This window comes from Devosia sp. 2618 (assembly GCF_040546815.1).
In the GTDB taxonomy this organism is placed as follows: Bacteria; Pseudomonadota; Alphaproteobacteria; order Rhizobiales; family Devosiaceae; genus Devosia.
This window is the reverse complement of record NZ_JBEPOO010000001.1, coordinates 2240082-2253903: the sequence shown is the minus strand read 5'-3', so window position 1 is coordinate 2253903 and position 13822 is coordinate 2240082. Positions and strand designations below refer to the sequence as shown.

Annotated in this window: 8 protein-coding genes; 5 read left to right on the top strand and 3 right to left on the bottom strand. The window is 62.8% G+C overall.

Annotated features, from left to right (window positions below):
• Positions 1-8: 8 nt before the first annotated feature.
• The 4 genes from ABIE28_RS11345 (at position 9) to ABIE28_RS11330 (ending at position 6797) form a co-directional block, all read left to right on the top strand.
• On the top strand, positions 9-1559 hold the full coding sequence (locus tag ABIE28_RS11345; RefSeq protein ID WP_354062976.1) for a Do family serine endopeptidase: 1551 nt from the start codon (positions 9-11) through the stop codon (positions 1557-1559).
• A gap of 62 nt (positions 1560-1621) precedes the next feature.
• Positions 1622-2293: a response regulator transcription factor gene (locus tag ABIE28_RS11340; RefSeq protein ID WP_354062974.1), complete on the top strand. Its 672-nt coding sequence runs from the start codon at positions 1622-1624 to the stop codon at positions 2291-2293.
• Between the two features lie 3 nt (positions 2294-2296).
• A complete protein-coding gene (locus ABIE28_RS11335) occupies positions 2297-3724 on the top strand; it encodes a sensor histidine kinase (protein WP_354062972.1) in 1428 nt (475 codons plus the stop codon).
• 190 nt (positions 3725-3914) lie between these two features.
• The gene (locus ABIE28_RS11330) at positions 3915-6797 is read left to right on the top strand and encodes a bifunctional [glutamine synthetase] adenylyltransferase/[glutamine synthetase]-adenylyl-L-tyrosine phosphorylase (RefSeq protein WP_354062971.1); all 2883 of its coding nucleotides are present in this window, start codon (positions 3915-3917) and stop codon (positions 6795-6797) included.
• 147 nt (positions 6798-6944) lie between these two features.
• Here the strand turns inward: ABIE28_RS11330 and ABIE28_RS11325 are convergent, their stop codons facing one another.
• The 3 genes from ABIE28_RS11325 to pepN form a co-directional block, all read right to left on the bottom strand.
• Positions 6945-7121: a hypothetical protein gene (locus ABIE28_RS11325; RefSeq protein WP_354062970.1), complete on the bottom strand. Its 177-nt coding sequence runs from the start codon at positions 7119-7121 to the stop codon at positions 6945-6947.
• Positions 7118-8770, bottom strand: coding sequence for a sensor histidine kinase (locus tag ABIE28_RS11320; RefSeq protein ID WP_354062969.1), 1653 nt, complete (start codon positions 8768-8770; stop codon positions 7118-7120). The genes ABIE28_RS11325 and ABIE28_RS11320 overlap by 4 nt, the downstream gene beginning before the upstream one ends.
• A 226-nt stretch (positions 8771-8996) precedes the next feature.
• On the bottom strand, positions 8997-11636 hold the full coding sequence (gene pepN, locus ABIE28_RS11315; protein WP_354062967.1) for an aminopeptidase N: 2640 nt from the start codon (positions 11634-11636) through the stop codon (positions 8997-8999).
• A 316-nt stretch (positions 11637-11952) separates the two neighbouring features.
• On the opposite strand from pepN, the gene ABIE28_RS11310 reads away from it, so the two are divergent.
• Entirely contained in the window at positions 11953-13803 is a 1851-nt protein-coding gene (locus ABIE28_RS11310; protein WP_354062965.1) for an ABC transporter ATP-binding protein, read from the top strand.
• Positions 13804-13822 lie beyond the last annotated feature (19 nt).

Sequence of the window (13822 nt, the reverse complement as noted above, 5' to 3'; positions counted from 1 at the left end):
ATGTCTAAATGCGCTCGACCATTATGAAGCGTACCAGCCGCTGGCTTGGGGCATCAGCCCTGGCGCTGCTGGTCGGTATCGGCGGTGTTTCAACTGCATTCGTGATGACAGGTCAGGCTGCCAATGCACAGGTGCAGCACGCGGCCCAGATCATCGTTCCTCCGTCGGCGCAGCCGCAGGCCGGGTTCGCTGACCTCGTTGCAGCGGTCAAGCCGGCAGTCGTCTCCATCCTGGTCGAAGCCCAGGAAAGCCCTCGTGCCGTACAGCGCGGCGGCGGCAATGGCGGACAGTTCAACTTCAACTTCCCAGATCTTCCAGAAGGCCACCCCTTCCGCAATTTCTTTGACCAGTTCGGCCAGCAGGGCCAGGGTCAGCAGGGCGGACCCGGCAATCGTGCCCCCGCGCCACGCCAGTTCCTGGCAGCCGGCTCGGGCTTTATTGTCTCGGCTGACGGCTATGTCGTCACCAACAACCACGTCGTAGCTGATGCTACCAAGGTAACCGTCGTCTTTGACGATGGCACCGAACAGGTCGCCAAGATCGTCGGCACCGACGAGCGCACCGATCTGGCCGTGCTCAAGATCGAAGGCACCGACCTGCCATTCGTGAACTTTGAAACCCAGCAGAGCCGCATTGGTGACTGGGTCGTGGCTGTCGGTAACCCATTCGGCCTCGGCGGCACCGTGACTGTCGGCGTCATCTCCGGTTCGGGCCGCAATATCGGCGGCTCCAACTACGGTGATTTCCTCCAGATCGACGCTGCCGTGAACACCGGCAACTCGGGTGGCCCAGCCTTCAACACCAAGGGCGAAGTCGTCGGCGTCAACACCGCCATCTACTCGCCAAACGGCGGCAATGTCGGCATCGCCTTCGCGATCCCAGCAGCAACCGTCAAGGGCATCGTTGACCAGCTCATCAAGACCGGCACCGTCACCCGTGGCTATCTCGGTGTTGGCATCCAGGACGTGACGCGTGACATCGCCGATGGCGTTGGCCTGTCGCAGCCCAAGGGCGCCATCGTCAGCAACATTGCTCCCGATGGTCCTGCTGGCCCAGCCGGCATCAAGTCTGGTGACATCGTGACCGCCGTTGATGGCGACCCGATCGATGACGCACTCGACCTGAGCCGCACCATTGCTGGCAAGTCCCCTGACTCCACCGTTGAGCTGACTGTCTGGCGCGATGGCGCCGAGACCAAGCTTTCGGTCAAGCTCGGCACGCTGAGCGAGGCACAGGTGGCCCAGAACGACGAAGGCCCAGCCGCCCCAGTGCCACCAGCACCCGTGCCGGTTGAATCCAGTGTCGGCCTGACACTCGTGCCAAACTCTGACGGCTCGGGCGGCCTGTTGATCCAGAACATCAACCCTGAATCGCCTGCTGCCAAGAAGGGCCTTGCCGTCGGCGACGCCATCCTTGAAGTGAACAACACGCCAGTGACCTCGCTCGAACAGTTCGAGTCGGCACTTGACGCGGTCAAGGCTCAGGGTCGCAATACGGCTCTGATCAAGGCCAGCCGCGATGGCAATGATCGCTTCATCGGCTTGCCGCTGGGCGAATAATCCAAAGCGCGGTCCCGGGAGCTTTCCCGGGGCCGCATTTTCATCTGTTAGGGAGCGATGCGGTGAAGATTTTACTGATCGAAGATGATCGGGAGGCCGCAAGCTACCTCATTCAGGCCCTCGACGAGGCCGGCCATATCACCCACCACGCTGCCGACGGCGAAACGGGCTACGCAATGGCCTCGGGCATGGACTATGACGTGCTCATCGTCGACCGCATGCTGCCCCGCCGCGATGGCCTCTCGATTGTCGAATCTCTCCGCGCCGAAGACGACAAGACCCCCGTGCTGATCCTTTCCGCCTTGGGCGAAGTGGATGACCGCGTGACGGGCCTGCGCGCCGGCGGCGATGACTACCTCACCAAGCCCTACGCCTTCACCGAATTGCTCGCCCGCGTGGAAGTCCTGGCCCGCCGCTCCAGCCCATCGGAAGCCGCCACCAGCTACGAAGTGGGGGGCCTTGCCTTGGATCGCCTGTCCCGCAAGGTCGAGCGCGACGGCGAAACCATCCTGCTGCAGCCCCGCGAGTTTCGTCTGCTCGAATATCTGATGAAAAACGCCGGCAAGGTGGTGACCCGCACCATGCTGCTCGAAAATGTCTGGGACTATCACTTCGATCCCCAGACAAACGTCATCGACGTTCACATGTCGCGTCTGCGCTCCAAGATCGACAAGGGCCACGCCAGCCCGCTGCTCCACACCGTGCGCGGCGCCGGCTACATGATCCGCGAGTAGGCTTTGAACCGTTTCTGGCAACTCTGGCGCACCTCCACGGTCAGGCTGACGGCAACGTTCATCCTGATCTTTTCGCTGTTCGCCATCCTGCTGCTCGCCTTCATCACTTGGCAGTCCAGCGTCACCATCCAGCGCCAGCAGGCCAATGACATCGACCGCGAAGTCGCCGTCTTCCAGCGCATTGATGCCAATCAGGGTATTCGCGCGCTGGCCTTTGCCGTCGATCGCGTCGCGCGCTCGCCCGGGCCGGGTGTCTATTATCTGGGCGACGCCAGCGGCCAATACCTGCTCGGCAACGTCACCGACGTGCCCCCGGACGTGCTGATCGAGCCCGGCACCTATAGTTTTGACTATGAGCGCGCCAACCCGTTCATTGACCCGCCCGCCGATGGCCCCGCGCCACCGCCCGGCGCGCGTCCGCCCAAGACCGGCGTCGCGCTGGCCCGTTCCATCGAACTCAGCAACGGCATGCGCCTCGTCGTCGGCCGCGACGTCGTGGAACGCCGGGGCTATTCGGCCATCATCGTCCAGAGCTTCCTGTTCGGCGTGCTCGGCATCATCCTGTTCTCGCTGATCGCCGGGGGCGTCACCGCCCGCCGCGTGCTGCGCCGCATCGATACCATTCGCGATACCTCGACCAAGATCATGCTGGGCAACCTGTCCGAACGCGTGCCCGTCACCAAGCGCAACGACGAATTCGACGGTCTGGCGACCAACCTCAACGCCATGCTCGACCGCATCGAACAGCTGTTGCAGGGTCTCAAGGAGGTCACCGACAACGTTGCCCACGACCTCAAGACGCCGCTCACCCGTCTGCGCAACCAAGCCGAAACCGCGCTGCGCGACGGCGCCAGTGACCAGACCCGCCAGCAGGCGCTCGAAACCACCATCGCCGAGAGCGACCGCCTGATCCAGACTTTCAACGCGTTGCTGATGATCGCCCGCGCCGAAGCCGGCGCCCCGTCCGGCGCCTTCAGTGACGTCGATGTCAGCGCCGTCGTCGCCGATGTGGCAGAGCTTTATGGCCCCGTCGCCGAGGACGAAGGCATTATCGTCGAAACCAGCATCGTCGAAAGCGTCCACCTGCGCGCTAATCGCGAGCTGATCGGTCAGGCCATGGTCAATCTGCTCGAAAACGCCGTCAAGTACGCCAAGCCCGATGGCGAGGGGCAGGGCCGTATCACCGTCGGCCTGCGCCAAGCCGATGGCCGCGTACTGATCGAAGTCGCCGACAACGGCCCCGGCATCCCCGTCGAAGATCGCAAGCGCGTCCTCGACCGCTTCGTCCGCCTCGAAAAAAGCCGCTCAGAAACCGGCTCCGGCCTGGGCCTTTCCCTTGTCGACGCTGTAACCCGTCTCCACGGCGGCACCTTCCGCATCGAAGACAACGAACCCGGTGTAAGGGCCGTGATCGACCTCCCCGGCGCGTAGCCCTTCTTTCACCTCTCCCCTAAGGGGCGAGGGGGCCGTCCGGTGAGCGTTCAAGCGTCACGCCCTCTACGAGCCACTGGCACACCGATACATCCACAGCGCTCATGGTGAGTTCGTCGAACCACGAGGGCGTGCCACCGACCAACGACCCCGCTTGCCCGCCAGCCGCCGCCAAGCTATCCCATGCACTATGGTCATAAAGCTCCAAGCTCTGCCGCAAGTTGATACGCCACGCTTTGATGCATGGTACGCGCAATTACCCTCCGATCAGCGCGCCGCAATTGGCGCTGCCAGATCAACGCTCGGGCCATTGCTTGAAACCGCGCCCTACCTGCTTGGGCTGGCGCAGGAAAACGCCGACTGGCTGGTCACGACCCTCGCAGACAGCGCCGATGGTGCCTTTGTCGACATAATCGATGTCGTCGAAACCCTCGGCCGCAGCGCATCCAATGAAGACGCGCTGGCGCCGGTTCTCCGCATCGCCAAGGGCCGCACCGCCTTGCTGGCCGCCATAGCTGAGACCGGCGGAGTCTGGACCACGGCGCAGTCCACTGCTGCCCTATCCGACCTAGCCGACGCAGCGCTGAATGCCGCGCTCAATCTCCTGATGCGGCAGGCCGCCGAAAAGGGCCTCCTCACCATCCCCGCCTCCGAAGCGACCGCCACCAATTCGGGCCTCGCCATTTTTGCACTCGGCAAGCATGGCGGGCAGGAACTCAACTATTCCTCCGACATCGACATCGTCGCCTTCTACGACCTTGAAAAAGGCGTGTTGGCCGATCCGAGCGAAGCCACCAGATTTTATTCCCGCATGGTGCAGAAACTCGTCGGCCTGATGGAAGAGCGCCGCGCCCACGGCTACGTGTTCCGCACCGATCTGCGCCTGCGCCCCGATCCGGGCTCGACCCCGGTCGCCATCTCGTTTGAAGCCGCGCTCGCCTACTACGAAAGTCGCGGCCAGAACTGGGAACGCGCCGCCTGGATCAAGGCCCGCGCCTGCGCCGGTGACCGACAGGTCGGCGAAGCCTTCCTGCGCGAACTGGCGCCATATGTCTGGCGCAAGCACCTCGATTTCGCGACCATTGCCGATATTCAGGCCATGAAGCGCCAGATCAATATCGCCAAAAAGGTCGGCGATATCCGCGTCGAAGGTCACAATGTCAAACTCGGTCGCGGCGGTATCCGCGAGATCGAGTTTTTCACCCAGACGCAGCAGTTGATCGCCGGCGGCCGCGACAAATCCCTGCGCGTCAAGCCGACTGCCCATGCGCTGGCAGCGCTCGCCGATGCCAACTGGATCACGCCCAAGGCGGCCACCGAACTCACCCAGACCTATTGGTATCTGCGCGCCGTCGAAAACCGCCTGCAAATGCTGCGCGACGAACAGACCCACGTCATGCCCGCATCACCCGCCGAGGTTGCCATCATCGGCACGCTGATGGGCGAGCCGGACTTGCGCCAGTTCGAAATGGACTACCGCGCCGCGCTCGAACGCGTCGTGGGCTACTATTCCGAGCTGTTCACCGAAGGCGAAAGCCTTGGCAGCGGAGAGGGCAATCTGGTGTTTACAGGCAGCGATGACGATCCGGAAACACTCGAAACCCTCAACAGCATGGGTTTCGCCGATGCCTCCAAGGTGATCGAAACCGTCCGTCGCTGGCATTATGGCAGCTATCCGGCCACCCGCGCGGCCGCCGCCCGCGCCCATTTGACCGAACTGCTACCAGCCTTGCTCAAAACCCTTGGCAGCGCCGGCAATGCCGACGAGGCGATCGCCAAGTTCGACAGCTTCCTGTCGCGCCTGCCGACCGGCGTACAGCTGTTCGCGCTGCTGCGCGCCCATGCCAATCTGCGCACGCTGCTGGTCCAGCTCATGGCCTCGGCGCCCCGCATGTCGGAAGCCGTCATTCACCGCACCCACGTCATGGACGGGTTGATCGACCCGGCCTTCGCCAATGAAGTCACCCATCGCGACGTGCTGGTTGCAAAGGTCGATGCCTTCCTTGCCGAAGCGCGCTCCTACGAAGAAATCATCGACCGCGCTCGCATCATCGGTCAGGAGCAGAAATTCCTCATCGCCGCAGGGCTCCTGTCCGGCACGGTCAGCGCCACGGGGGCAGGGGAGCAATTCACCGCTCTGGCCGAAACGCTGGTCAACCGGCTGTTCGGCAGTGTCCGCGTCGAGTTCGAGCGCCGCCATGGCCGCATCGCCGGCGGCCGCGTCGCGCTTCTCGCTTTCGGCAAGATGGCCAGCCGGGAGATGACGGTCACCTCTGACCTCGATTTCATTCTGCTCTACGACGCGCCCGAAGCCGAGTCAGACGGCGACAAGTCCCTCAGCACCAGCCACTATTACGCGCGCCTCACCCAGCGTCTGGTCGCCGCAGTATCCTCGCCGACCGCCGAAGGCGTGCTCTACGAGGCCGACATGCGCCTGCGCCCCTCGGGCAATGCCGGCCCGCTGGCGACGAGCCTCGCCGGTTTCCGCAGCTATCACCGCGACAATGCCTGGACCTGGGAACACCTCGCCCTCAGCCGCGCCCGCGTGATCTCCGCCGACAATCCCTTTGGCATCGAGATAGATACCGCAATCGCCGAGGTCATGTCCCGCGTCCGCGACCCCGCCAAGGTCATCGAGGACGTCCTCACCATGCGCGCCCTGATGGCCAAGGAGCGCCCCGCACGCCACCCCTTCGATCTGAAATTGGCCGAAGGTGGTCTGGTCGACCTCGAATTCATCGCCCAATCCGCCCAACTGGTCGCAGGTGCACAGGTCGCGCTGCCACAGGGCCTGACCTCAAGCGTGCTCGCCCGCCTTGGCGAAACCGGCCTCGTGCCCGAAGGCGTGCGGCTGGCCGAAATCCACCATACCTATTCGACAGTGCTGCAAGTGATGAGTTCGGCTCTGATCAGCCCCTTCAAGGACGACGCCTGGCCCGGCGCCTTCAAGGAATTGCTGGCGGGCCTGACCCATTATCCAAGCTTTGAACTGTTGTATCTGGACCTCAAATCCATGCGCGCCGAAGTGAGTGCCGCTGCAGCGGCCTGGTATGAGAAAGCGCGAACACTCTAGGTGCCACGCCCTCGTGGTTCGAGGCTCGCGAAGAACTCGCACCTCACCATGAGGGCTGATGATATACCGCACCAAGAGTAGCCCTCATGGTGAGGTGGGAGCGTAGCGACCCTCGAACCACCCTGAGCTTGTCGAAGGGGGCGTGCCCTAATGCTCCCGCCGCGCCGGAATCTCTATGCCGCGCTGCAGCAGCGCCTGCTTCACGCCCTCGGGCATTTCGCGGCATCCGCATTCCCGCGCATGCTCCAGATGCCACGCGATCCGCTCGTCGAGCTTGGCATTGGTCGGCAGTCGATGCGCCTCATGCCATGCCCGGTTGATCATTCCGCCGCCACCAGATTGCTCTCTTTGGACAGCGGCAGCGAAATCGCCACGGTTGTGCCCAGCGATGGGCTGGAATCGATAGCCATCCGCCCGCCACTCAGCTCGGCGATTGCCCGCGAAATCGAGATACCCAGCCCCGGTCCAACACCTTCCTTGGTGAAGGTCGCATCACCCAGCGCGAACGGTTGCGACAGGCTCGCCAGCCGTTCCTCGGTCATGCCGAGCCCGGTATCGGTGATCTCGATCACCACGCCATCGGTCGCAGCAAACGCTGCCAGCGTCACCCGCCCACCGGCCGGCGTAAACCGCATCGAGTTTTCAACGATATTGGCCACCATCCGCGACAGGCCTAACTGATCGCCGCACAGCACCGCGCCACTCGGCTCGCCCAGCATGAAGGTTACCCCGGCGCGTGCCGCCTGCGCCCGGAAGCGCTGCACCACGCTATCGAGCAGGCTATCGACCGGAACAGGGTCGCTGCGCAGCGCTTTCTGGCCGCCTTCGAGTTCGGCGAGGTCCAAAATGGTGGCGAACGACGCCAGCAGATGCTCACCCGATGTCTTTATCGACTGCACATATTCGGCATAGCGCTCATCGCCCAGCGGGCCATAGGCCTCGTGCCGCATCAGTTCGGCAAAGCCGATAATGTGGTTGAGCGGGGTGCGAATATCGTGGCTGAGATGGGCGAGGAAATTGGTCTTGGAACGGCTGGCGGCTTCCGCCTTGATCTTTTCTTCGTGGTAGCGCCGGGCCAGCAGGCGCTGTTCTTCACGGATGGCGTTGAGCAGGCGGTCGGTCTTTTTGCTCTCGGTCACGTCGCTGACCAGCGTCATGAAAGCGCCTTCGCTCAGCGGCCGCTCGTCGATCAGCAGGCATGAACCGTCTTCGCGGTGCAGTTCCAGCAGGCGACTGCGATCGTCTTCGCGCAGCAGCTTCATATAACCGCCCACGATCAGTCGCTTGACGGCCTCGTGATAGGTCACGTTGCTGCCGACAAGGTGCAGGCGCTGGCGATATTGGTCGTTGCAGACGATCAGGTCGCCCGCCTTGGTCCAGCAGGCAACGCCCATCGGAATGGCCGATGCCAGCGTTTGATAGCTGTGGCGCTGCGCCATGTCGGGCATGTTCTCGCGGCGTCGTGCCGTCGCCAGCGTCAATAGGCCGGCCAGCGCAAAGGCGACTCCGCCGCGCTGCATGATACCGGCCCAGCTCTGCCCCTGCTCGGTTTCGAGCGACAGAAAACCGTGCGATCCGGCTGGCACCATCTGGCTGGCCATTGTCGGCGTAGCAGGCTCAGCGCCCTCTGCGACCAAGCTTGCTCTGGCGACATTAGCGAAGCGGCTGCTGGTAGAATTGATGGCGAGCACGGCGGCCTCAGGCTCAAGGCCAGAAATCTCCGAAACAACGGCATGGCCGACGATCTCAAGATCGCGCCGCACGTCGTCGAAGGTGCGCAGGGTGTCGTAGATCATAAAGAGCGTGGCTGCCAGCACCGCGGTCAGCGCGACCGTCATGGTGATCGGCGAAAGCTGAATGCGGCGTTTGACGGCTGGGGTGCTGCCCGAGCTGGGTTTGCGGCCTGAAACTGTCTTGCCTTTACCCGCGCCGAATCCGGTAGCGCTGGCGCCGGATGTCTCCGCCGACCGCATAAAAATCTCCAACATGACTGGGTTTTGCCCCGACCCGATTTGCCCTTAACAAACAATGAATCAGGGCGACTCTGATGTCTAGTAGCCCGAAAGGGCCGTCCCGCGGTCGGTTCGGAAAACGCGAGTCGACAGAGTCACTTAGGGCCAGAAGAAAATTTCTTCTCTGAACGTTGGGCGGCCATTGCGCGGCGACTAGCTCTTTTGAGCTAATCGCCGCGCAAAAGTGTTAGCTCGCGAGCATGCGGGTCAAAATGTCAGCGGTGTTCCGGCTGAGCGTTCCACCCGCCTGAAGCCCCGCCAGCACGGCCTTTGCCGCGTCCCGGCGGCCGCTTTCGAGCATCGGCCAGATGCGGAATCCGGTCAGTACGCGGGCGGCAACCTGCGGGTTGATCTTGTCCACTTCGGTCACGAATTCGGCGACGAAACGGAACCCCGCACCATCGGCGCGCATGAACTGAGTCGGGTTGCCCATGGCGAAAGTGCCGACCAGCGAGCGTAGCCGATTGGGGTTGGTCTTGGGGAAGCTCGGATCGGCCAGAATGGCCTTCATATCCTCGATCACCCCGTCGCGCGGAACGCTTGCGGTCACGGAGAGCCACTTGTCGAGCACCAGTGGATCGCCGCCAAAGCGCGTGCGGAAATCAGCCAGCAGCGCCGGTGCCTCCACCGTGCCGTATGTGGCCAGCACCGATAGGGCCGCCAAACGGTCCGTCATGTTGCTGGCGGTGGAGTATTGCTGCGCCGCAAGTTCCGACGCCCCCGCCACACCGCTACCGACCAAGAGGCCCAGAGCCCGGTTGCGCAGGGCACGACGCCCTGTGCTTGCCGCGTCGGGCGAGTAGGGAACCGTGCTGGTCAGGCCCTCATAGGTCTTGCGCAACTGCTCGGCCAGCGGCGCAAATACGGCCTTGAGCAGGTCGCGGCGCCCTTCGTGAATCTTCTGCGGGTCGATGTTGCTGCCGATCGCCCGCCCGATCATCTGCTCATCGGGCAGCGTCACCGCCAGCGCCTTGTAGGCATCGTCGAGTTCGCTATTGCCCAGCGTATCGCTCATCGCCTGGCTGAGCGCCGCGACGGCCTCGTCGCGCCATGGCTTGCCGCCAATGGCATCCACCGCCAGTGCCATGCCAACATCCTGCAATGCCTGCCACCGGTTGAACGGATCGCTGTCATGTCGCGCGAGGAACAACTGGTCTTCCTGGCTCAGCCCGGTCTCAAGGACCACCGGCGCCGAAAACTCGCGCAGCAGCGACGGCACCGGACGGCTCGGAATACCGGTAAAGGTCACTTCCGCCTCGGCGCCATTGAACACGATCAGATCGTCGCGCACCTGGGCCCCGCTGACGCCGCTCCAGCTCATCGGGCTGCCATTGGGCCCGATCAGGCCAAACTTGATCGGCAGCACCAGATCCTGCTTGGTCGGCTGGCCGGGCGTCGGCAGCGTCTGCTGCTTGAGCTTGAGCGTATAGGTCTGCTTGTCGGCGTCGTAATGCTGGTCAACGCTCAGATGCGGCGTGCCGGCCTGCAGATACCAGGCCTTGAACTGGTCCAGATTGACGTCATTAGCATCAGAGAATGCCGCGAGGAACGCCTCGATGGTCGTTGCCTGCCCGTCGTGGCGCTCGAAATAGAGGTCCGTGCCCTTGCGGAAACCATCCGTACCGAGCAGCGTCGCCAGCATGCGCACGATCTCGGCGCCCTTCTCGTAGACCGTGGTCGTGTAGAAGTTGTTGATCTCGCGATACTGGTCGGGGCGCGGCGGATGGGCCAGTGGCCCGCCATCCTCGGGGAACTGCGCCGAGCGCAAAGTCACCACGTCCGAAATGCGCTTCACCGCGCGGCTTCGCTCGTCCGACGTGAACTCCTGATCGCGATAAACCGTCAGCCCTTCCTTGAGGCACAGCTGGAACCAGTCACGGCAAGTGACTCTGTTACCTGTCCAATTGTGGAAGTACTCATGCGCAATAACGCGCTCGATGCCGTCATAATTCCCATCGGTGGCCGTCTCAGGCTCGGCAAACACCAGCCGGTCGTTGAAGATGTTAAGGCCCTTATTTTCCATCGCGCCGAAGTTGAAATCGGAGACGGCGACGATGTTGAAAATGTCGAGGTCATACTCGCGGCCAAAGCGCCGCTCGTCCCACGCCATCGAGCGCTTGAGGCTGTCCATCGCCCACAGGCACTGGCTTTCCTTGCCGTGGGTGCAATAGATCGCGAGGTCCACCTTGCGGCCCGAAGCGGTGGTGAAATTGTCAGTGATCGAGCCGAGATCACCCGCCACCAGCGCAAACAGATAGGCCGGCTTGGGGAAGGGGTCCTCCCACACGGCATAATGCATGCCGTCGCCGGCATCGCCCTTGTCGATCAGATTGCCATTGGCCAGCAGCACTGGCGCCAGATCGAGCGGCGCTGTCATCCGCACCTTGAACACCGCCAGATTGTCTGGACGGTCGAGATAATAGGTAATGCGGCGGAAGCCTTCCGGCTCGCACTGCGTGCACCAGGTGCCGCTCGAGCGATAAAGCCCCATCAGCTTGGTATTGCCCTCAGGCTGCAGCAGCACTTCGGTTTCCAGCACGAAGCGGCGCAGCGGTGGCTCGACAATGGTCAGCCCATTGGCATCGGCCGCATAGGCGGCCAGCGCTAGCGGCGCGCCATCGATGGCCACCGACGACAGATGCAGTTCATCGCCATCCAGCACCAGCGGCGTGCCCGGCGCGGTAGTCTCGCGCGGCTCCACCGTCAGCAGTGCACGCACACGCGTATTGTCGGCCTGGATCTTGAAATCGAGATCAACAGACACGATCCTGTACGGGCTCGGGGCGTAATCCTTGAGGTAGATGGTGTGCTCGGTCTCGGTGCGCATTTACATATCCGTCTGATCGTCGGTCTGGAAATATATGTGGCGGAGCCGCTACACCAGACTCGGTTCTTTCGTGTATCCTAACCGGCCAGCGACCGCTTGGGTTCACTCTTTTACGCCAATTTCGATGGCGTTGGGGAGGGGGCGTTTGTGCGGTCGCTCCACGCTGCTCCTCTGCGCCAATTGTGGGCGTATCGAGCGCGGTATCCGAAATTCAGGTCTGCACCGTTTCTGGCCCTCGTCCTGCTGACAGTTTCTGTCGCCGGGCCCGTGCCACAAGCGCCAAGCACGCGTCGACCTACATCAATGGTATTCTTTTATGCTGCGCTGGTTTGAACAACGCCTCAATCCCTATCCACCCGGCGATCCGGTGGAACCGCCGAAAGGCCTGCTGGCCTTTTGCCTGCACTATTCGCACGGCGCCAAAAAATGGCTCGCGCTGATGGCCTTTGCCGCGGCGGCAGTCGCCATTGGCGAAATCATCGTCTTTGGCTTCATCGGTGATGTGGTCAACTGGCTAGCCGATGCCGATCCCGCTACCTTCATGCAGACCGATGGCTGGAAGCTTTGGCTGATGGCCCTGATGGTGGTGCTGATCCTGCCCGCCTTCGCGCTGATCTCTACCCTCACCATGAACCAGACGCTGCTGGGCAATTTCCCACAGCGCATTCGCTGGATGAGCCATCGCTATCTGATCCGTCAGTCGATGAGCTATTTCCAGGACGAGTTCGCCGGCCGCATCGGCGCCAAGCTGATGCAGACCTCTCTCGCCGTGCGCGAAGTGGTCATGAAGCTGCTCGACATGCTGGTTTATGTCGTCGTCTATTTCACCGGCGCGCTTATCCTGGCCGCGTCGGCCGATTGGCGGCTGGCCATTCCGTTCCTGCTCTGGCTCGTCGCCTATGTCGCGATGATGATCTATTTCATCCCGCGCCTTGGCAAGATTTCCGAAGCACAGGCCGATGCCCGTTCGCTGATGACCGGCCGCATCGTGGACAGCTACACCAATATCGCAACGGTGAAGCTGTTCTCCCACTCCAACCGTGAGGAGAAATACGCCAAGGAAGCGATGGACCTGTTCCTCGACACGGTCTACCGGCAGATGCGCCTGTTCAGCGTGCTCAATTTCCTGGTGCTGTGGTCCAATGCCCTGCTGCTGTTTGCGGTGGCTGCCACGGGCATCTGGCTGTGGCTGGGTGGCCTGATGTCCCCCGGTTCGCTCGCCGTCTCGCTGGGCCTCGTCATGCGCTTCCAGGGCATGAGCCAGTGGGTCATGTGGGAAATGTCGTCGCTGTTTGAAAACATCGGCACCGTTCGCGACGGTATCGCTTCGCTTTCGGTTTCCCGCGTCGTGTCAGACGAACCCGAAGCCAAGGCGCTGCCGCCGGTTCAGGGCTACATCAAGTTCGAAAATGTCGGCTTCCACTATGGCAAGACATCGGGTGTCATCGAAGGCCTGAACCTTCACATTCAGGCCGGTGAAAAGATCGGCCTCGTCGGTCGTTCCGGCGCGGGCAAGTCGACGCTGGTCAACCTGCTGCTACGCTTTTACGACCGCGCTGACGGCCGTATCCTGATCGACGGGCACGACATCGCCAAGGTCACGCAGGATAGCCTGCGCGCCAGCATCGGCGTCGTGACGCAGGACACCTCCCTGCTGCACCGTTCGGTCCGCGACAACATCGTCTATGGCCGCCCCGACGCGACCGAACAGATGATGCTCGAAGCCGCCGAAACCGCCGAAGCCTCGGCCTTCATCGATGGCCTGTCCGATTTGCAGGGCAGGGGCGGTTTTGACGCCCATGTCGGCGAACGCGGCGTCAAGCTGTCCGGTGGTCAGCGCCAGCGCATTGCCATCGCCCGCGTCCTGCTGAAAAACGCGCCCATTCTTGTGCTCGACGAAGCTACCTCCGCCCTCGATTCCGAGGTCGAAGCCGCCATTCAGGGCCAGTTGCAGATGCTGATGCAGGGCAAGACCGTCATCGCCATTGCCCACCGTCTCTCGACCATCGCGATGATGGATCGGCTGGTGGTGCTCGATAAGGGCCGCATCGTGGAGCAGGGCACCCACGCCGAACTGCTGCAGACCGGTGGCATTTACGCCAATCTGTGGAGCCGCCAGTCCGGTGGTTTCATCGACGCCGATGAGTCAGACGAAGCGGCGCAGTAAACATTGCTTGGCATCGCCG

What these genes read in the sequence shown, in the direction of transcription:
- ABIE28_RS11310 (WP_354062965.1), top strand. Translation starts at nt 11,953, where the DNA reads ATGCTGCGCTGGTTTGAACAACGCCTCAATCCCTATCCACCCGGCGAT.
- ABIE28_RS11325 (WP_354062970.1), bottom strand. Translation starts at nt 7,121, where the DNA reads ATGATCAACCGGGCATGGCATGAGGCGCATCGACTGCCGACCAATGCC.
- ABIE28_RS11330 (WP_354062971.1), top strand. Translation starts at nt 3,915, where the DNA reads ATGGTCATAAAGCTCCAAGCTCTGCCGCAAGTTGATACGCCACGCTTT.
- ABIE28_RS11345 (WP_354062976.1), top strand. Translation starts at nt 9, where the DNA reads ATGCGCTCGACCATTATGAAGCGTACCAGCCGCTGGCTTGGGGCATCA.
- pepN (WP_354062967.1), bottom strand. Translation starts at nt 11,636, where the DNA reads ATGCGCACCGAGACCGAGCACACCATCTACCTCAAGGATTACGCCCCG.
- ABIE28_RS11320 (WP_354062969.1), bottom strand. Translation starts at nt 8,770, where the DNA reads ATGCGGTCGGCGGAGACATCCGGCGCCAGCGCTACCGGATTCGGCGCG.